Origin of the sequence: Cyanobacterium sp. uoEpiScrs1 (assembly GCF_947331815.1) — a bacterium.
Taxonomy (GTDB): Bacteria; Cyanobacteriota; Cyanobacteriia; order Cyanobacteriales; family Microcystaceae; genus Rippkaea.
In genome coordinates, this window is the sequence record NZ_OX373462.1 from 1 (window position 1) to 20,826 (window position 20,826).

The 20,826-nt window shown below is 33.3% G+C and carries 13 protein-coding genes; 9 read left to right on the plus strand and 4 right to left on the minus strand.

The window, feature by feature from the left end:
* Together OXU93_RS00005 and OXU93_RS00010 are read left to right on the plus strand one after the other, a co-directional pair.
* On the plus strand, nucleotides 1-2,253 hold the full coding sequence (locus tag OXU93_RS00005; RefSeq protein WP_267383794.1) for a ribonuclease R family protein: 2,253 nt from the start codon (nucleotides 1-3) through the stop codon (nucleotides 2,251-2,253).
* Nucleotides 2,254-2,280: 27 nt separating this feature from the next.
* Entirely contained in the window at nucleotides 2,281-3,078 is a 798-nt protein-coding gene (locus OXU93_RS00010) for a DUF3153 domain-containing protein (protein ID WP_267383795.1), read from the plus strand.
* A gap of 680 nt (nucleotides 3,079-3,758) precedes the next feature.
* Here OXU93_RS00010 and OXU93_RS00015 read toward each other — a convergent pair.
* Nucleotides 3,759-5,243, minus strand: a complete 1,485-nt coding sequence (locus tag OXU93_RS00015; RefSeq protein ID WP_267383796.1) for a site-2 protease family protein — start codon at nucleotides 5,241-5,243, stop codon at nucleotides 3,759-3,761.
* A 540-nt stretch (nucleotides 5,244-5,783) separates the two neighbouring features.
* On the opposite strand from OXU93_RS00015, the gene OXU93_RS00020 reads away from it, so the two are divergent.
* A complete protein-coding gene (locus OXU93_RS00020; protein ID WP_267383797.1) occupies nucleotides 5,784-6,128 on the plus strand; it encodes a hypothetical protein in 345 nt (114 codons plus the stop codon).
* Nucleotides 6,129-6,263: 135 nt separating this feature from the next.
* On the plus strand, nucleotides 6,264-6,644 hold the full coding sequence (locus OXU93_RS00025) for a hypothetical protein (protein ID WP_267383798.1): 381 nt from the start codon (nucleotides 6,264-6,266) through the stop codon (nucleotides 6,642-6,644).
* Between the two features lie 158 nt (nucleotides 6,645-6,802).
* Here OXU93_RS00025 and OXU93_RS00030 read toward each other — a convergent pair whose 3' ends face one another.
* The gene (locus OXU93_RS00030) at nucleotides 6,803-7,531 is read right to left on the minus strand and encodes a precorrin-2 C(20)-methyltransferase (protein WP_267383799.1); all 729 of its coding nucleotides are present in this window, start codon (nucleotides 7,529-7,531) and stop codon (nucleotides 6,803-6,805) included.
* A gap of 1,590 nt (nucleotides 7,532-9,121) precedes the next feature.
* Here OXU93_RS00030 and msrA point away from each other — a divergent pair.
* The 3 genes from msrA to trmFO all read left to right on the plus strand — a co-directional run bounded on the left by msrA (nucleotide 9,122) and on the right by trmFO (nucleotide 13,825).
* Nucleotides 9,122-9,784 carry a peptide-methionine (S)-S-oxide reductase MsrA gene (msrA, locus tag OXU93_RS00035; RefSeq protein ID WP_267383800.1) on the plus strand — a complete coding sequence of 221 codons (663 nt, stop codon included), beginning with the start codon at nucleotides 9,122-9,124 and terminating at the stop codon, nucleotides 9,782-9,784.
* Nucleotides 9,785-11,235: 1,451 nt separating this feature from the next.
* Nucleotides 11,236-11,766, plus strand: coding sequence for a translation initiation factor IF-3 (gene infC / locus OXU93_RS00040; RefSeq protein WP_267383801.1), 531 nt, complete (start codon nucleotides 11,236-11,238; stop codon nucleotides 11,764-11,766).
* Nucleotides 11,767-12,478: 712 nt separating this feature from the next.
* Nucleotides 12,479-13,825: an FADH(2)-oxidizing methylenetetrahydrofolate--tRNA-(uracil(54)-C(5))-methyltransferase TrmFO gene (gene trmFO, locus OXU93_RS00045; protein WP_267383802.1), complete on the plus strand. Its 1,347-nt coding sequence runs from the start codon at nucleotides 12,479-12,481 to the stop codon at nucleotides 13,823-13,825.
* 323 nt (nucleotides 13,826-14,148) lie between these two features.
* On the opposite strand, the gene fmt is transcribed toward trmFO, so the two are convergent.
* Both fmt and OXU93_RS00055 read right to left on the minus strand, forming a co-directional pair.
* Nucleotides 14,149-15,144 (minus strand): methionyl-tRNA formyltransferase, encoded by a 996-nt coding sequence (gene fmt, locus OXU93_RS00050; protein WP_267383803.1) that lies wholly within the window; start codon nucleotides 15,142-15,144, stop codon nucleotides 14,149-14,151.
* Between the two features lie 940 nt (nucleotides 15,145-16,084).
* On the minus strand, nucleotides 16,085-16,909 hold the full coding sequence (locus OXU93_RS00055; protein ID WP_267383804.1) for an acyl-CoA desaturase: 825 nt from the start codon (nucleotides 16,907-16,909) through the stop codon (nucleotides 16,085-16,087).
* A 235-nt stretch (nucleotides 16,910-17,144) separates the two neighbouring features.
* On the opposite strand from OXU93_RS00055, the gene OXU93_RS00060 reads away from it, so the two are divergent.
* Both OXU93_RS00060 and nblS read left to right on the plus strand, forming a co-directional pair.
* A complete protein-coding gene (locus OXU93_RS00060) occupies nucleotides 17,145-18,368 on the plus strand; it encodes an aminotransferase class I/II-fold pyridoxal phosphate-dependent enzyme (protein ID WP_267383805.1) in 1,224 nt (407 codons plus the stop codon).
* 480 nt (nucleotides 18,369-18,848) lie between these two features.
* Nucleotides 18,849-20,813: a two-component system sensor histidine kinase NblS gene (gene nblS / locus OXU93_RS00065; RefSeq protein ID WP_267384877.1), complete on the plus strand. Its 1,965-nt coding sequence runs from the start codon at nucleotides 18,849-18,851 to the stop codon at nucleotides 20,811-20,813.
* Nucleotides 20,814-20,826: the final 13 nt, after the last annotated feature.

Consider the following 20,826-nt stretch of genomic DNA (forward strand, 5'->3'; position numbering starts at 1 on the left):
ATGGAATTTTCAATCGCTACACTTTTGTCCAATTTTACAGATGACAAATTGGTCGCGGCTAAATTTCTGGAGAAAAAGTTGGGATGTGAAAACGAAGAAAACATCGAAAAACTCCAAATAATTCTAGATATTTTAGAGAAAGTTGGAATTTTAGTTAAAGAGAGAGGTAAATATCGACGTTTTACAGAGAAAAATCTGGTTGAAGCTAAATTGCGTTGCTCAAGTAAGGGTTTCTGTTTTGCCATTCAAGATGAAGAAGACGCTGATGATATTTATATACGAGAAACCCATCTTAGCAATGCTTGGAACGGTGATCGCGTTCTTGTCAAAGTGATTAAAGAAGGCACTCGTCGTCGTTCCCCAGAAGGAGAAGTAAAACTGATTTTAGAACGGGCAAATCCATCTTTACTTGCTCAAGTGAAAAAAGATGACGGAAATTATAAAGCAATTCCTCTTGATGATCGCCTGTTATTTGAACTTCTACTTAAACAGAATGAAAATAGTTTAGAACAAGCAGTAAATCATTTAGTTCATGTCTCCGTGATACGTTATCCAATTGGGGAACATCCCCCGTGGGGGACTGTCACCCGTATTTTAGGAAGTGATGCAGAAGAAGCTGCTGATACGGATATTGTCTGTTGTAAACACGATTTACCCCAAGCTTTTTCCGAAGAGGTGGAACAACTAGCGGCATCTTTATCACAAACCGTTGATCAGGCTGAGATTGATAAACGAGTTGATTTACGTCAGAAGTTTACGTTCACTTTTGTTGAAGACGAACAACGAGACTACCCTCCTTTTGTTGAAACAGCTTTTACACTTGAGGAAATTGGTGATCAATATTGGCAACTAGGTATTCATATTACTGATGTTGCTCATTATGTTACCCCTGACTCGCTTGTCGATAAAACAGCAAAAAAACGAGGAACGACGATTTATTTAGGAGAGAAAGTTCTTCCCTTATTGCCAGAAGCCTTAATCGACTGTTGTTGTATTGTCCCAAAAAAAGATTGTTTAACAATCTCAGTATTAATTACTTTTGATAAAAACGGTCAAATAACTGAATTTGAAATTCAGCCAACTATTATTAATGTTAACGAGCAACTAACTTATCAAAAAGCTCAAAGGTTATTAGCTAATCTTGATCAAGTACCTACCGAACAAGAAGAGTTAGCCCAATGCCTCAACCAACTGTTTTTTACCCTTAGTCCCTTAGTTAAAGCACAACGTTTGCAAAGAGGAGGATTTGAATTAAAGTTAGAGCCGCGAGCACCTTATCAAGATGAAGGGCGTTTAGGAGTCATTATTGCTTCATCTAAAGTTCCTGTACGCTCATTGTTGATGGAGTTAATAATCCTAGCAGGAAAATCAGTAGCCGATCATCTTTACGCTTTAGGAATTCCCTCCCTTTATTGCGCTCAACCTGAACCAGATTGGGAAGAGTTAGAAGATTTACTGAGACTAGTAGATAATTTGGGAATAGAAGTACAATTATCTTCTGAAGAGGAGATTACCGCTCAAGATTATTACAATTTGACTCAAGGCTTTAATCAATGTTCATCAGTGCGCGTATTAAATTTTCTTCTGAAAGACACGCTGAAATCTGTTAAATATAGTAGTCACTCAGCTCCCCATTTTGGATTAGCCTATCATGACCGTTATACGCATTGTGTTTCTCCTGGTCAACGATATGGAGATTTGTTGGTACAACGTATGATCAAGTTGTTGTTTAGTCAAGGGCGTGATCGTCGTACAAAACAAACTAAAACGGGAGTAGATCTTCACAGCAGTCGTTGTCACATCGGCATTAACTGGAATGTTTTACCTCCTGCGATGCAAGAAAGTCTTGAAGAGGAATTTCACCTCTTAGTTTCCCATCTCAATGATCGTGAAAAACTAGCTGAAGACGCGGAAAAAGATCTCGATGGACTAAAAAAAGCCGAAAAAATGAAAGAACGCACGGGTCAAGTTTTTCGAGGATTAATTACGGGAGTTCAATCTTATGGTTTCTTTGTGGAAATTGAAGATTTATTAGTGGAAGGACTCGTTCATGTTAGTTCTTTAAAAGATGACTGGTATGAATATCGCGCTCGTCATGGTTGTTTAGTTGGGCGAAAAAATCGCATTGCCTATCGTTTAGGAGATGAAGTTGAAGTAGAAGTGAAAAGTGTGGATTATTACCGTCAGCAGATTGATTTAGTAACTGTCGGGGGGGGGAGCTCAGTTAGGAATGATGATTGGGATGATGACTAATGTTAATTAAAAGTTTAATAATTAATCGTGAAAAATAAAGAACATAATTTAAAGCCCAAAAGTTATAAACAGATATTTAAAGGTTTATTTCGGTGTTTTGTAATACCTCTAGCCATTAGTTTGTTAACTCTATTAAGTGGCTGTGTTCATTATGATGTGGGTGTAGATTTTTCTCAACAGCATAGAGGAGAAATTACACAATATATCAGCTTAGCTGAACAGTTAACTAACTTAAGTCAAACAGAAGCCGATAAATGGTTAGACAGTCTTAAAAAACGGGCAGAAAATCTCCACGGACAAGCTAAACGGATATCTCCTGAGGAAATTATGATAAAAATTCCTTTCGGGAATGGAAAGGAACTAACGGAAAAATTCAATAAGTTCTTTAATCCTTCTCCCTCTAGGTTGGCTCGGACTCTTAAAAATAGCAATTCAGATTTAGTAGATCTTAAAGCTAAGATATCTTTAAAACAAAGTAATTGGTTATTTATGGAACATAATTTACTCAATCTAGAAGTTGATTTACGGGCATTAGGAGTTCTATCTAATCAGGGGAATGTTATCTTTAGTACAGGGTCACTGATAGACTTAGAATTTATTTTAAAAGCTCCTTTAGGACTAAAAAATATTGTAAGTAATACTTCTTTTGAGCAAAAAACAAATCAAATTATTTGGAAATTAAAACCTGGTCAAATTAATACTATTGAATCATCTTTTTGGGTTCCAAGTTATTTGGGGATTGGAACTATTGGGATTATTTTGTTAATGTTGATTGGATTCTATATAAAGTATCGACATTTTCCAAAAATACAATTAGTGAAGTAAAGTATATAAATACTTAAATTTTTGTTAACTTATACTTAAGTCATAGTATTGTTGTGAATTATATTTTTTATAATGTTCTAATTTGTCATAGTAATCACAAGCCTGAGAATAAGTATTTATTCTTACTGAATAGACCAATAGACAACCATTAATAGTGATTTATTAACTCATAATTATCTATAAAATAAAAGTAAAGAAAGTAGAAAAACCTTCCTTACTAGCTGGTAAAAAAAGCTAAAAAATTAGTTGATAAGAATGAATAAATATTCATATTATTAATCTAAGTATAGTTTTTAAAAAACAGTAAATTACTAAATTTGGCGTTTAAACAATTATAAAAATATTGTTACTTATAGAGTAGTAATTGTTAGCTTAAAACAAAAATTTTAAATTATCTTCTGAACACAATATTACTGTTATTTCTGTATATTATCTTCTTGGTTAAGAATCACAAAAATGTGTAGTTTTATTACTGGTATGAAAATTTCTATGAGTAGGTTATCTACATATATCAGAAAACCATCAAAAAATATTAAGCTCTCTCGAGATTAATTAATGAATTAACTGTTATAGCCACTAATTTAACTTCTCTGTCTCCTAGCAATAACTTAAAAAAGTTGATTTATTTGAATTTAGTCTAATAAAGTTAATAACTCATTTGTCAATTTATTACAGCTGTACTAGAAAAGCCAAGGAATTAAAGTTGCCAACATAAGAAATAGAATTAACAACCCCAATATAGCGCGCATGTCATCAGGCTCAGTTAATTCATTTAAACTTGGTCTTTCTAAGTCTCGTTGTAGAAAAATGATTATAATTATCCAGTAAAGAGCAAGGGAGTTTTCTGGATTAATTAAAGTTACAATTCCTAAGACAACTAAGGATATAATTGTAGTTTGCTTTGCAATTTTTCGTCCATAAATAGACTGAACAATTCGTCCTCCGTCTAACTGACCTGCAGGTAGTAAATTGAGGGCATTTATAACTAATCCTAACCATCCTATAATCATTAATGGATGAACATTAATTAACGTTTTTTGTAGCTCTTCTCCTAATATCACCTGAGCTAAACTGTTAACTAAAATTGAGCCTTGAAGAAATTGAGTTGGTACTTGAAATAAACTTTCTGGACTGGAAAATACCAACCCTACTATTAGCAACACTAGGGATAAACTCCATCCCGCAGCTGGTCCAGCAAAAGCCACATCAAATAAGGCATTTCGATTAGACAATAAGGATTCAAAGCGAGTAATTGCTCCAAACGATCCAATTTGCCAGGTGGGAAGAAAAAATGGAACACTCAAGTACACATTGTGGCGTTTTGCAAGGAGACGATGGACAATCTCATGGGTTATTAAAATTGTCCAAAATCCTAAACTAAGAGGTATTATTTCCTTATAACGACTCCAATCACTGAATAAATCAAAACCTAATAAAATTCCTGATGCTTCTAAACTAGTTAAAATAGTTCCTATAAACAGAATCAAAGCGATATTTTTTTGCACTAAAGTAGTTTTTTGCGGGTCAACAATGCTTGGGAGAACTATTACTACAGGTTTTTCTTCTGTTCCTTCTACCAAAAAAAGACGGTACTTATCGGAAAAAATATCTTTTAATTTTTCTGAAAGGCTAGTATAAACCTTGTCAGCTTCTCCTCGTAAATTTCCTTTGAAAATTATTCCTTCTTGGTAAGAAATTGTTTCAGTTACAAAAAAAGTATCAATACTAAATATGCTTTGAACAAGTTTCAGCTCTTCTTTCGGAATAGGTAGAGTATCTGTTGTAATCTTTAGGTCAGAGTTAAGAGAAAAGTTTGGTGATTGATAAGTTTTAGACTTCTCAAGTCTACTCTGTTCTTGTAAATGTTTAGCAGTTTTTTTTTGGATAATTACATCTTGACCTTCAGCTTTTAGTTTTTTCCCTAGATATATATATACTGATAATGAAGTGACTAATAATAATAAAATTGCCACTAAATTTATATGAACTCCTGTAGCAAACAAACCGAAAAATACTAGCCAGGGAACCATCAATACCACTGACTGTAACTCAGCAAAAATAACTAATCTACCATATAATTTAGCTCGATTATAACCCCAGGCTAAAATTGCCAAGGCGACTAGAATAATGAAGAATATAGTAGTTGTCTCAGATGGGGTTAACATAATTTTAAGTGCTTATTATGATCGGGGCAGTAGTCTTAGATTTATTAGTTAAAACACCAACTATACTTAATTTATACATTTATTATAGAGTACTCAAGTACACCGCAATACTGCTAATATTTATCAAGTCTTATAGATGAACTTAAGTCAAGTTTTTATGGATCTGGATTGAGCGTAATCTAAACTAATGAAACCTATCAATTTATTATCCTCTTATTTCTTATATTCTGCTTCATTCAATATGTTGTGTTGACAATAAATTGCTTGAGATCTCAATTGAAATGGAAAACGTAAAAAACTTTTATGAACTACGATAGGTTAATCATAATTTATACAGTACGCTAATTTCTCACAAAAATCGTGAACTTTCTTTAAAAAATATAGACAAATAAAGTAGTATATGTTACCATCGCTCCGCGAGGAGGTATGCATAACTTAATCTGATAAAGAATTCATTTTCAATTAAGTAAAATTTACTTTCCCAATTAGAGAATATTCAGTCATTATAAGGGTATTCTTCGTATTATTCGTTTTTTATCAATGGTGCAACTGACATTAAACTTGATACAAGGGTCCGTTAGCTTTAATTTCAGTCTTGAAGCTGCTCGAACTCTCAAGGAAGAGATTAACGGGCTGATGGTGAGACTCAAGGCTGTTTTGGATCAGTCTGCCAGCGGCATTATACCCCGAACTCAAAGGGTTATGGAGTATACTTATAGGGGAGAGGTTTTTGTGGAACTGTTTTGTAATCCTAACATTTATTCAAATCCCTTTGCAGCTAAGGTTTTATTGACAGTCAAAGATGATAATGTCTGTCTGACTACAGAAGCTGAACTGACTCGTGTCATTGAAGATTTGGAACAATATCTTAAACCAATTTGCTAGTACTAAAACGGATTAATCAACAAACGGAAGTACTGACTAGGAAAGTTTAGGAATGATGAATATCGAAAACAGATTAACAATAACCTGTAATTGACTTAATTTAACGAAAACTATTTCTGAGACCATTAACTGTTTATGAATACACATGATATATTACAATTGTTGCGGCAAGGTTTTCAAGTTAGCATAGGTGCTGCTACTTCCCTTATAGAAGTCCTTCAAAATCTTCAAAAAAGTTCAGACAGATTTTCTGAACTCCAGATTCAATTGACACAAAAAGTTCAAGAATTAGCTCAAAAGGGGGAAGTTACTGAACAAGAAGTTTGTCGCTTAATGAACGAATGGTTAAATCAACAACAAGAGGAAAGATCGTCAACTTTTACAAATGAAAATAGTGATGGTAAGTTGACTTTTTCTTCAAATGGTAATAAAAATGCTCCTGAGACAATAAAAAAACTGACAGAACAAGTGATTGCCCTAAGAATAGAGTTAGAAAACTTACGGCAATCTGATTAAAACAATTAGAGCTTCAATTATGATTACATCGCTGACGATTATAGCTTTATAAAGCTACACTAAGACTAATCTGTTTATACACTAGAATATAATTGTGGATTAGTTGTGTAAGAAGTAGTAGTCAATCAATATAATTTTTATTATGGCGAAAGTTGTTATTAATAGAAGTCGGAAGGTGAAACATAAATAATGAGAAGAGAAAAGTAAGAAAATCGCAGGTTTGGCAGCTCTTCTAACTTATTGTAAATTACCTGTTCCGGTTGATTTGCCCGTTCCACTATCCAAGCACGTTTCAATAAATTTAATCGTCGTAAAGTTTCCCATACTTGAGGATAGACTGAACTAACTTTTAGCAAAACTACTACATCAGCCCACCCCAGTGCCTGTTCTAAGTACTCCAAAGAGTAAAGAGCAGGAAGAATAGCTAACCGTTGATTATTAACTGTTAAGGGAAGGTTCAGAATCGAAGTCACAGCCATCGGGGAACAAACGCCGGGAACGGTTTGAATTTTAACTGCAGGATGATGATGGGTGAGCATTTTGGCTAAATAAGTAAAGGTACTGTAAAAGCTGATATCTCCCTCACAAGCAAAAGCTACATCCTTTCCTTGTTTGAGATAATACCAGATCTGTTCAGCCGCCTGCCTCCAAGCTAAATTTAAGTCTGTTTCGTTTTGGATATAAGGAAAAAATAGGGGGCAAGTTTCCTGTTTAGAGGTTAACCATGGAGAGATAATCGTCTGAGCAATTCCAGGTTTATTCTCTATTCCCATAGGGAAAGCAACAACAGATACCTGTTGTAATATACGTAGCCCTTTAACTGTAATTAAGTCAGGATCTCCTGTTCCTACACTGATGCCGTATAAAATTCCGGTTTTCACTACCATTAGTTTACTTTTGTTTTTTAAAAAGCCGACCGTTCCCTAAAAGATAAATTGAGCTTTCATCTCTTAAAAACCATTAGACTTGTCGTGGTATTACAGCAAAAATATTAAATGATGTCTAACTTACTGTAATCCCACGACAAGTCTAACAGGGACTAAAACATGCTAATTAATCATAATTTTTTCTTTAGACAGTTTCACAAATTAAATAAACTTTTTATATTTCTATATATACTCTACATTTACTCATAAATAAAGTTTTAATAAATCTGTTTATAGTTAGTTATTATTGGGTGTTAGTCAATTATATATGGAATATTCTTTACTTATTGAGAATAAATTACTATCATTAATTATAATCATGGGTATTATGGGTAAAATAGAAACCACTTAAAGAACACTTTCTTATTTTATTTGAACTCTATTTTAAAAATGTCTGCCTCAGTATGGGCAGTATATACTTTTGTTTAATGATCAATAAAGAAATAATTTACTTATAAAATTATTTCTTCTAATAGTACTTTGTGAGTATACTTCATCGTGGACATTTTATGTAGAAGCTAATCGTAATTGTTTATAAGTTGATGTAAATAACAGCACTATACAAAAAATCAAAACTATTATGTTAGTATAGCATAAGCTATATTAACATAATAGTTTTGATTTAATAGATGTTAGTGTTTTTTTAACATAAACAAGAAAAAGGGAAAGTTAAAGTATTATATTGTTAGCATATTTATGCCGCAGAATCTAGCATAAGATATATGTAATTTTAGATAAAATTTAAATTTAAGCACATTAAAGAATATCAATTTTTCTAAAAAACAAGATGAGTTAAATTAAAAATTGCACGAGTAATATTTAAATATAGTCATAATTTTAAGTATTTATAAAACAAGATCTTTTTCAAAGAAATAGTTTAGTTGTACATAATTCTCACAAGCTATTTTTAATAATGCTATTAATGTTTACTATATAAATTATAGACAATTAAGTTTTTGAAATTATTTTTATAGTTAAAACCGTCATATCTATTACAAACTAGATAGCAGATATCTTGATCTATAAAATTATTTTATATTTATATAATTTTCAGACTCTCTACTTATAAATAGTAAAGTTTGTGTTTTGAATGAAAATTATATATACTTAGTCAACAAATAAATGTTTAAAATTTTTATTATTTCAGATGTAATTAAATATTTATTTGAAGTTAATTTATATTTATATACATTAATTACTTTCTATTAATTATCATACTTTTATGTGAATAAAATAAATATCGAGGCTAATTTAATAGAATCCTTAAGTTACAATAACTAGTTAAGCTGTATATGTTTTAGTATACTATTGTAGTAAAGGTATACTAAAATATATATAAAATATTATGTAAACAACATTAAAATTAATGATATATTTAATTGTAAAATTTTAATTAAGAGGAAAACTACGTACATAGATACAATATGTTTATTTCCTAATAAGAGAGGAGGATTGAATCATAGCCACAATAGTGATTATTAAACAAAAAGTTGAGGGAGCTATTTTTTTATTTAAGATTAAAAATGAGATATTTGTTTAGAGTAAAAAATTATGAACCTATTTAGAGTTGACAAAGTATTAACTTTACCCACTCCTAAGACAGCATTGCCTGGACGGAAAGAGAAAATGTCTATCTCAGCTTTTCATTACGTTTATGGCAATTCTATTAAACCTCCTTTCCCGAAAGGAATGGAAACTGCAATGTTTGGGTTAGGGTGTTTTTGGGGGGCAGAACGTAAATTTTGGCAAATAGAAGGAGTTTATACTACTGCAGTAGGATATGCAGCTGGTTTAACTCCTAATCCTACTTATAAAGAAGTTTGTACTGGATTTACTGGACATAATGAAGTAGTGCTGGTAGTTTTCACCCCTAAAGTTGTTAATTATAAACAACTGCTAAAGACATTTTGGGAAAGTCATGATCCTACTCAGGGAATGGGTCAGGGGCATGATGTAGGTACCCAGTATCGTTCAGGAATTTATGTTTATTCTCCCGAACAAAAGCAACAGGCAAAAGCCTCTAAAAAAGTTTACCAAAAAGCATTAACTAAAGCAGGATATAGTAACATAACTACAGAAATTTTGGATGCTCCTGAATTTTATTATGCAGAGGTTTATCATCAACAGTATCTTGCTAAAAATCCTGGTGGCTATTGTGGGTTAGGAGGCACTAATGTTAGTTTTACTATTGGGTTAGATATGATGGTTGATTAAATATTAGTTGATTATTTTATCTCAGGTATTAAATAAATATAAAGCTGGATTGAACTATTAAATACTTATTTTTTAAATCAATTGATTAAATAAAAAGATATATTCTACTTTAGAAATAAATATATTTAGGATAAAAAATTATTTTCACTTATCATATTTTAAATAAGTAAAAAATAGTTTTATGCATTGGCAAAGTAAGTTAAATTAATTCCTTTGATTAACAAATCGAGAGGACGAGACTCCTTCGCTATGAGCAGAAATTATTAGAATTTTGACTAACTCATTGGTAGTTGCTGGATACTATTTATAAGCCAATTTAACTAGATAATGAATGAAGCTAAAGTGACGTATTGTCATTAATAATCCCCTAAATTATAAGAAAAAAGTATCAGGTAGATTAATAACAATAATTCTTATTGTCGTACAAATATAGTACACTAATCTAAAAAGGATTGAATGTCCAATTGTAATGACAGGTTCATTAATAAAAGCCGGAGCAAAATAATAGGCTAATTATGTCTACAAATAGACACTGTAGTCTGTAGTTACTTGGTTGAGTTACCAGAATCTAGCTGTTCGGCGAAAGTAAGAATATTATTTTACCAACCACTCCGAATCTATGTAATCAAATTAAATGGGGATATGACTCAGTGCCATTGTTGTCTAATACGTTGCTCTCAAGATTTTATATTAAACACTCAACTTTTATTATTAGAAATATTTATATCTGTGTTATATAAAAAATAAATAGAAAAAGACATTAAACTTATTCTAATTATAATTGTCAGTAGTTTTTATTTAAATTGTTAATAAGTGCTAGAAGTGAGAAGCAAGTATAGAAGTATAGAAATAGTGTTTCTATACTTCTATACTTGCTTCTTGGTCTTAATATTAATGCTATAATTGCTATTACAATCTATTCAAAATTTTACATACTTACAAACTATAAATTTTATATAAAAACATCTAGAACTAGTCGCTTTATTTAAATACTTATTTATATAAAGTGACTATAAACAAAACTTTTTAAAAAATATCAGACGATATATATTTACTTATTTGTTTAGTGTCATATAAGCTTTTATTCAGTTGTAGTTGATAATGGTTCAATGGTTGATAGGTGATTGGTGTTAAAACAAGGAGGAATTTTTTCTTGATATTGACTATAATTTTATTTATAAGCATTTAAGCTAGAATCTAGTGGTTTGTCTATCTGTTCTAGGTAGTACATATTTTATTGAATTTGTCAATGTGTAACTTCTATATTCATCGAATGATAATCTACGTTGGTCAGTTAAAATCTTGTCTCGAGATGAATGATCACGAAACAAAAGTAATATTCATATTTAATATGGAACCTCGTTAAAAATTAGTAAAATAAAAATAGTCACTCTATTCACCTATATTCACTTAAGTTCATCCATCTATTTAAGATACAACAACAAACGCCTGTGATAGATAAAAGACGCTCCCAACGTGATCTCCCCAAAATCAACGAAAGAATTCGCTTTCCTGAAATTCGAGTCATCGATAGCGATGGCGCGCAAGTCGGTCTTCTAACTCCCGATGAAGCGTTAACTATAGCGCAAGAAAAAGAGCTTGATTTAGTCTTGGTGAGTGAAACGGCTAAACCTCCTGTCTGCCGAATTATGGATTATGGCAAATATAAATTTGAACAGGAGAAAAAGGCCCGGGAAGCCAAGAAAAAACAGCATACAGCCGATGTTAAGGAAGTAAAAATGCGCTATAAAATCGGCGAAAGCGATTATATGGTACGTATTAATCAGGCCAAACGCTTTCTTAAGTCTGGTGATAAAGTTAAAGCAACGGTTACATTCCGAGGGCGAGAAATTCAACATTCTAATTTGGCCTTGGACTTACTAGACCGTATGGCTAAAGATCTTAAGGATATTGCTGATATTCAACAAATTCCTAAACGTGAGGGGCGGAATATGATGATGTTCCTAACCCCCAAAAAATAAAGTAAAGACCAAAAAACTATTGATAATTTAGTCAAATTTAGGCAAAAAAATACAACAATCTCCTCAGGTCAAGGGGACTGTTGTATTTTTTGTTATAATTGGTCGAAATTATTATAGATATTTTAATGTCATCGTTAAATAACCGAGAATTATTTTTATTGTTAGATATTAGAGTAATAATTCTTGATTGTTTGGTGTATCTTCCTTGAATAGTTAGCTTTTTCTTTCACTACGAATATTTTTTGATCTTTATTATTTCACATTATTTTTCTGTTTTTTATTATTCTTGTTATTGTAATATTAAATATGTGCAGTATTATTACTTAACATTTCATTATTTCAGTATCCATAACACTTTAAATTTGTTAAATAATAAGATAGCTTTAATATTCTTATTTATAAAATTTTAGATAGCATGAATAGAAAAAGTATTGCGATACATTTTTTGTTTCCTGTTTTGTCAATGGCTTTTTTAATGTCTTAATCTACCGTTAAATCCCCAATTTTACCGTTACAGTAACACTAGAAAGAACAAGGATTCTGTGTGAACTATTTATTATTAATAGTTGACGGTTGAATAGTGTCAAATATGTAGTAATAATAAAAATTAGTCTTTTGAAATTCTTTAATCTTGTAGGGCTAGTAATACTCAGCTCACGATTATCATTTAGTCTTTAAGCCAAACTAAGCGAATCAGTTGGATTTAAAATGTATGCCTATTATTCAAGTTATTGGAGGAGGATTAGCGGGAACCGAAGCGGCCTGGCAAATTGCCCGAGCAGGAGTTCCTGTTATTCTCTACGAAATGCGTCCCAATAAAATAAGTCCAGCACACTATAGTGAAGAATTAGCTGAATTAGTTTGTAGTAACTCTTTTGGGGCAATGTCAGCTGATCGTGCTTCCGGACTTCTTCATGAAGAATTACGCCGTCTAGGATCAATTATCATTCAAACTGCCGATAAAAATTCAGTCCCCGCAGGAGGTGCATTAGCAGTAGATAGGAAAAGTTTTAGCCATGATTTAACTAGTATACTGACTGAAAATCCTCTAATTACTTTAAAAAGACTAGAAATATCTAAAATTCCCTCAGAAGGCATAATTATACTGGCCACTGGTCCGTTAACTACTCCCTCGTTAGCAAGAGATTTACAAAAGTTTACGGGAATGGACTATTTAAGTTTTTTCGATGCAGCTAGTCCTATAATTGTCAGAGACTCTATCGATTATGATATCGTTTTTTTAGCATCCCGTTATGATAAAGGAGAAGCCGCATATCTTAACTGTCCCTTCAATAAAAAACAATATCTGCACTTTAGAGAGGAATTATGCCAAGCAAAACAAATTAAATTAAAGGGATTTGAGGAAAAAACTGCTAAATTCTTTGAAGGCTGTCTTCCTATAGAAGAATTGGCTAAGCGTGGGGAGGATACCATGCGCTATGGGCCGCTAAAACCAGTAGGCTTATTTGATCCCCGCTTAGGAAACTACCGTGATCCTGAAAACACAAAAAAACGTCCTTATGGGGTGGTACAATTGCGACAAGAGGACAAAAACGGTAGTTTGTGGAATATGGTAGGGTTCCAAACTAATTTACATTGGGGGGAGCAAAAACGGATATTTAGATTAATTCCCGGGTTAGAAAGGGCAGAATTTGTTCGCATGGGGGTCATGCACCGCAATACTTTTATTAACTCTCCTCAATTACTTGAACCAACTTTACAGTTTAAATCTCATTCTACCCTATTAGCAGCTGGTCAATTAGTAGGGACAGAGGGATATACAGCGGCTACAGCTGGCGGATGGTTAGCCGGGACGAATGCTGCACGGTTAGCTTTAGGGTCCAATCCTATTACTGTCCCTAAAATGACCATGATGGGAGCATTATTTGAGTTTATTAGTAGTGCGTCTCCTAAATATTTTCAACCAATGCCGCCTAATTTTGGCATTATTCCGGAACTATCAAAAAAAATTCGTAATAAACGAGAGCGCTACCAACAATATCGTGATCGTGCTTTAGAAAACTTAGATCAATGGATCCTAGCCAAATATCAAGTATAGTTTTCTTTTTCTTTTTTGGGTTAAGGAAATTTTATGACTATGATTGAAGTTTAGAAAACAGTTGCTCACTCAAGTTTTGTATTGATCTTTCTCTTTTAGAAAGATCAATATATCGTATATTATCTATACTTAGAATCACTAAATGAATGCTAACAATTTTAAGGGATAACTCTATGTATCAATCCGTCTATTTCCTCTGATTATTGGCAATGAAACCACATACATAACCATGGTGACTATTTGTTGATTAGATATCATGCACTATTTAGTTAACAAAACCGAGAAATATTTTTTTGTGAGTACAGAAAATATCCACAATCCCATTAAAAAAATATTTCTCCCACGTTTACATGAGTTCCATTAAAAAAATCCCATCCTGATTGACGACGTTTTCCTGATAATTGTACTTCTTGTAAAAGAAGAAGTCCTTCTCCAGTCTGTACTACAGGACCCAAGTGTTTAAAGTTACTTAGAATTTCTCCTGGTTTCCCTTGAAGGATTAGTAAATTTTGGGATTGTTGCTGAAGAGGTTGAAACACTGAGGGTAAAGACTCCCAATCAATATCTTTTAATGGAACAGTCGCTATAATTTTCAGGGATTGATCGCGAAAATTAGTTATACAACTAGGATAAAATCCTCGTACTTGGTTATGAATAGCGATCGCCGATCTAGACCAATTAATCTCATAATCAGATTTTTTAATTAACGGAGCGTAAGTAGCTTCTGCTTGATTTTGAGGAGTGGCAATAATATCCCCAGCTTCTAGTTTTTGCAAGGTTTTTAACAATAAATCGGCTCCATTTTTAGATAGTTCCTCAGTTATTTGATGTGAATTCTCTAATAATCCAATAGATTTAACCGATTTTAGCAGTATATCTCCCGTATCCATTCCCTGATTCATCAAAATAGTAGTAATACCTACTTGTTTTTCCCCGTTATATATACTCCACTGAATAGGAGCCGCTCCACGATATTGGGGTAAAGTAGAACCATGAACATTAATACAGCCCAGTTTAGGTATAGATAAAATTTCAAGGGAAAGAATTTGTCCATAAGCCACTACAACAAAAGCATCCACTTGAGCTTCTCTAAGCTTAGATAAAATTTTCTGTGCCTTTTTGATTTTTTCAGGCTGCCAGACGGGTAAATTATGTTGTAGAGCAACTTTTTTAACGGCAGAGGGGATTAATTGATTACCCCGTCCCCGTCGTTTATCAGGTTGAGTGACGACTCCTATAACCTTAAAATCAGGGTGTTCTAGTAATCGTTGCAACGTGGGGACAGCAAATTGAGGAGTTCCAAAAAAAATAACCTGCATATCAAAAGGAATAGAAAAAAAAGGAGAAAAAATACTTCTAGTACAATCTTAAAGCCTATTTATCAGTGGAATGATAAACTTTAAGTGTAGGGTAAGTGAATGATTATTGTTAATTATAATATCTAATTAAAAAATATACTGTAATTTACTAGCTCAAATATTTTATATTGACCTTCAAAATTATTTTATCAATACTTTGCAAAATCAATAAGTTAATAAATATTTTTATCTTTTTAATAAAAAAAAATTTATATATACTAGGTGAAAACTTTAGAAAAGCTATGTATTTTAATTAGTTAATAATCAAATAGTTATTAATAGTTTTAGAACTATATAAATAAAGAATGTACCTCTCAGCTAGTTTTATTAAAAGTAAAATTAATTTAGCTTAATATTACTTAAGTATTTTGAGCTATATTTTGACAGCTTATAAATCATCTATGCAACAACTAAATTAAATCTAACTAAAATTGAGATAATTAAGTTAGACTCTAGATCTAAAGTTAAGGAAACGAAGTATAAAATCCTACTATCTTTTGAGAGTAAAAACTTATAGAACAAAGTATATATACTTAAATCATAACCAATGATTAATTGACTAAAAACATTTAACAACTAAATAGAGCAGCGTAGACTAATCATTACTTATGCGATAATTATTATAGATGTAATAAATAATTACAAACATTTATTGAATAGGCAAACAGTTAATACTTTTCTATTTACTAATACCTAAATTAATCTGGTTCCATTTATAGTTTCTACACTGAATGTTACCCTGTTTGATTTAATTAATTTAAAGTGAAGTTTGTGGGAAGTATCTTAATTAGGAAAATTTAGCAACTCACATTACCTGAAATTTATTATCAAAGACGATCTTGAGTCTTAAAAAACAGGGCAGACAACGTCTACCCTATATAATTTAGATAATCTTTAAAAATTAATGATTTTCCCGACTTGGAGCTAATTTAATGTTAGTTGCTAATCCCAATGTTTGTAACACTCGGATAGTCATCCAAGTGATATCAATTTCCCACCAAGCCAATCCATGTCGGGCGGAACATTGATAGGCATGATGATTATTATGCCAACCTTCTCCAAAAGTCAAAACAGCTACCCACCAACAGTTTTTAGAATTATCGTTAGATTCATAACTTTGATAGCCAAATTTGTGGGTAGCACTGTTGACAAACCAAGTAAAATGGAAAACCATCACTAAACGAACAAAAATACCCCAGATAACGAAAGACCATCCCCCTAAAAAATAAAGAAATAATCCCAACGCCATTTGAATCAAAATCATATACTTTTGGCAAAATTGATAAAAAGGGTCTCCTGCGATATCTTTAGTATAACGAGGGACTTCATTATCAGCAGCAATTTTATGTAGCATCCACCCCATATGACTCCACCAAAAGCCTAAATTGGAATCGTGAGGATCATTTGCGGTATCCGAATATTTGTGATGAAGTCGGTGCAAGCCCACCCATCGAATGGGACCGCCTTGACATGCTAAAGTTCCACAAAGAACAAGTATGTATTCCAGCCATTTTGGGGCTTTAAAACTAGAATGACTAACCATACGATGAAACCCTAAGGTAATTCCCAAAGCCCCTGTTACCCAATATAGAAAAAACGTTAAACCAACTGCTCCCCAACTGAAATTGCTAGGTAACAAAGACAGTAATGCTACTAGATGAATAGCAGCCATGTATATAATAACCGTCCAGTCGAGGGGAAGTTTTCGAGAGGTAGCAACAGTCATGTAGTAACCTAAATGAAACGTATTTAGACAAAATTATGCTAGGGTGCACTTAAAAGGCAACCTTCCAATCATCAAAATAATCAGTTGTGAAAATTGGATTATTAAATTTTTTACGGAAGCGATTATCGTCATATTTTACCACAATCAAATTAGTCTAGCTTTCTCTATTTGACAGAAACAAGCATCAGTAATGGAATTCAATGATCGGTAATAGAATCGTCCCTTTGGAGAACTAATGAACAGCAGAGCAATCATAGAAGAGGCCGAAAAAGCCCTTATACCCATCTTTTCGGAAATTGATGCCAAGGTCAAACATAATCTCAGAAAAGTTCTAAATGCTTTTCATCTTTATCGCGTTGGAGTCCATCATTTTGCTAGTATTAGCGGTTATGGACATAACGACCTAGGACGAGAAACACTAGATAAGGTTTTTGCGAAAATCATGGGGGCTCAAACAGCTATGGTTCGAGTACAATTCGTCTCAGGAACCCATGCGATTGCCTGTGCTTTATTTGGGATTCTTCGTCCGGGGGACGAATTGCTGTCAGTTACTGGTCCCCCTTATGATACTCTGGAAGAGGTTATCGGCTTACGAGGGAATTATCAAGGCTCCTTAAGAGAGTTTAATATTAATTACCGAGAGGTGTCGTTACTTGATTCAGGAACCCTCGACTGGGACACTATTAGAACTATTATTAGTGATAATACCAGACTGGTCCTGATTCAGCGTTCGTGTGGCTATTCTTGGCGTAAAAGCCTTTCAGTTGCAGAAATTAAAGAAATTATTGCCGTAGTTAAACAGCAAAACCCTAATACGATTTGCGTTGTGGATAATTGCTATGGTGAGTTTGTTGATACGATTGAACCTACAGCGGTAGGTGCAGACTTGATAGCAGGTTCTTTAATTAAAAATCCTGGAGGGACTTTAGTCACGACTGGAGGCTATGTTGCAGGGAAAAAAGAGTTGGTAGAAATGGCAGCTTGTCGCTTAACTGCTCCAGGGATTGGCACGGAAGGAGGAGCAACTTTTAATCAAAATAGGTTGTTATTTCAGGGATTATTTTTAGCTCCACAAATAGTGGGAGAAGCAATCAAAGGAAGTCATCTAATTGCCTATGTCTTTAATAAATTAGGATATCCCGTCAATCCGTTGCCATTGGTTCCCCGTTGGGATGTTATCCAAGCCATTCAATTAGGTTCTCCAGAGAAATTAATTGCTTTTTGCAAGGCAATTCAAGGCTGTTCTCCAGTAGATTCTTATCTGGAACCAGTTCCTGCTACCATGTCAGGATATGAAAGTCAGTTAGTGATGGCTGGGGGAACTTTTATTGATGGAAGTACTTTAGAACTTTCCGCTGACGGACCTTTGCGAGAACCTTACACTATTTTTTGTCAGGGGGGAACCCATTGGACCCATGTTTCCATTGCATTAGAGGCAACACTTGGAGCGATAATCTAAAATTTAATATTTTTGAAGAAGTTATTCCGTTTTCTCTTGTCTTAATTGACAATGACTTTATTGTTTCAATGTTTGATAAAAATTATATACTGTTTAACTCCGTATATATTGTTGAAAATAAATGAAGCAACTATTCCATAATAACTAGATTGACTTGAGATCAATTAATAATGATTGATTTTTTAAAAAATAAGAAACTATAATTTTAATTTACCTACAATGAACCTAAAAACAGACAAAGCTATTACCAAAGTTTATAAACTAAACTAAAGACTACTGTCTATAGTAAGAGTTGTTTGATGAAAGTCGATGATTTATAAAAGATAGCAAGTTACCGTTCTCCTAAGCTTAGAAGTCATTTACAATTTAGAATAAGATGGTAAAACTATCCATTTTGAGTCTATCTTGCTAATACTTTTGACGACAATTAAAGAAATTATTAGACGCTGGTGGTCAGAGTTTACCCTGCAAACCCGATTAATGGCAGGAGCTACTCTAGCTGTTTCTTTGTTCATGAGTGGGTTAACCTTTTGGGCAGTCAATAGCATTCAGCAAGAAGCCCAATTGAATGATACTCGCTTTGGCCGGGATTTGGGACTTTTATTAGCATCTAATGTTGCTCAGCTGATTGGAGAAGAGAACTTAACTGATGTTGCCCGCATTTCAAGTCGTTTTTATCACGGTACTTCCAGTGTTCGTTATATAATGTATGCTGATCGTGACGGTAAAATTTTTTTCAGTATCCCTTCTACCCCTAGAGCAGTTCACAATTCCCTAACTATTGAACGATATATTCAGTTACCTGGAACTGATATTGCTAATACTAATTTTCCTATCGTCCGTAAACATCTCAGTCCTAATGGGAAAGTGACTGATGTTTTTGTTCCATTAAAAAATGATGGTAACTATTTAGGAATTCTCGCTATTGGTATTAATCCTAATCCTACAGTAGTGAATTTCTCTAACCTTACTAGGAATGTTACAATTGCAGTCTTCGTCTCTATTTGGGCTATGGTTGTCTTGGGAGCTGTTTTTAACGCTTTAACCATTACCCAGCCAATTAAAGAATTGTTAGTTGGAGTTAAAAATATAGCTGCAGGAAACTTTAAACAACGGATTAATCTGCCTTTTGAAGGAGAATTAGGGGAACTGATTTTCAGTTTCAATGAAATGGCCGAACGTCTTGAATGTTATGAAGAACAGAATATTGAAGAATTAACTGCCGAAAAGGCTAAGCTGGAAACCCTTGTCTCAACTATTGTTGATGGAGCAATTCTTCTTGATTCCAACTTACAATTACTCTTAGTTAATCCACGGGCTAGACGGATGTTGGGTTGGGAAGGAAAAGATGTCATCGGAACCAATATCCTTGAACTTTTGTCCCCAGAATTAACCTGGCAATTGACGGCTCCCCTCCAAGAAATGGCTAAAGAAGATACTCATACAAACGAAGCTCAAAGCTCATACAAAATACTTTCTGAAATCTCTGAGAGCCATCATGGAGGATCTCCATGGGAATTTCGTATTACGCTAACTCAACCTACTCAACATATTATTAGGGTACTCTTAACTCAAGTTTTTGACCAACACCGTGAAACTCTCAAAGGCATTGCAATGACGGTTCAAGATATTACCCGCGAAGTGGAACTAAATGCGGCTAAAAGTCAATTTATTAGTAATGTTTCTCATGAGTTAAGAACCCCTTTATTTAATATCAAATCTTTTATTGAAACATTAAGTGAATTTGGTGAAAATCTAACAGAACACGAACGTAGGGAATTTTTAGAAACTGCCAACAACGAAACTGATCGCCTCACTCGTTTGGTCAACGATGTTCTTGACCTATCTCGCCTAGAATCCTCAAAAATTTATCATCTTGACAGAGTCAATATTAATCAGCTAGTCGAACAAATTCTACGTACTTACCAGCTAAATGCTAAGGATAAACAATTAACATTAACTCAAGAAATAGAACCAAATTTAGCTCCTATTTTGGGACACTATGACCTCTTGCTTCAAGTGATGACAAACTTAGTCGGTAACAGCTTAAAATTTACGGAAGCGGGAGGGCAAATCGTAATTCGAGCGTATCAACTGACAAAAATCTCAACCTCTAATGGACCTACTCATCTCTCTCCTCAGGTAAGAATAGAAATTGCTGATACAGGAATCGGGATTGATCCTGAGGACCAAGAGGCGATTTTTGACCGTTTCTTTCGCGTAGAGAACCGCGTCCACACACTAGAAGGGACAGGACTAGGGCTATCTATTGTCAAAAATATTATTGACAAACATCATAGCCAAATTCATCTAATTAGTGAGGTCGGACTTGGAACAACTTTCTGGTTTGATTTGATGATGTATCAGGAGAGTTGTGTCCTCCCCAATGAGGAACAATATACTGAAGGATCAACAGAGCCAGTCTCAACTTCTCTCGGAACTTAAATCCGTCAAAAAT

Coding starts and splice junctions, on each gene's coding strand:
- OXU93_RS00005 (WP_267383794.1), top strand. CDS start 1: ATGGAATTTTCAATCGCTACACTTTTGTCCAATTTTACAGATGACAAA.
- OXU93_RS00025 (WP_267383798.1), top strand. CDS start 6,264: ATGAATACACATGATATATTACAATTGTTGCGGCAAGGTTTTCAAGTT.
- OXU93_RS00055 (WP_267383804.1), bottom strand. CDS start 16,909: ATGACTGTTGCTACCTCTCGAAAACTTCCCCTCGACTGGACGGTTATT.
- OXU93_RS00015 (WP_267383796.1), bottom strand. CDS start 5,243: ATGTTAACCCCATCTGAGACAACTACTATATTCTTCATTATTCTAGTC.
- fmt (WP_267383803.1), bottom strand. CDS start 15,144: ATGCAGGTTATTTTTTTTGGAACTCCTCAATTTGCTGTCCCCACGTTG.
- msrA (WP_267383800.1), top strand. CDS start 9,122: ATGAACCTATTTAGAGTTGACAAAGTATTAACTTTACCCACTCCTAAG.
- OXU93_RS00030 (WP_267383799.1), bottom strand. CDS start 7,531: ATGGTAGTGAAAACCGGAATTTTATACGGCATCAGTGTAGGAACAGGA.
- trmFO (WP_267383802.1), top strand. CDS start 12,479: ATGCCTATTATTCAAGTTATTGGAGGAGGATTAGCGGGAACCGAAGCG.
- OXU93_RS00060 (WP_267383805.1), top strand. CDS start 17,145: ATGAACAGCAGAGCAATCATAGAAGAGGCCGAAAAAGCCCTTATACCC.
- OXU93_RS00020 (WP_267383797.1), top strand. CDS start 5,784: ATGGTGCAACTGACATTAAACTTGATACAAGGGTCCGTTAGCTTTAAT.
- nblS (WP_267384877.1), top strand. CDS start 18,849: ATGGCAGGAGCTACTCTAGCTGTTTCTTTGTTCATGAGTGGGTTAACC.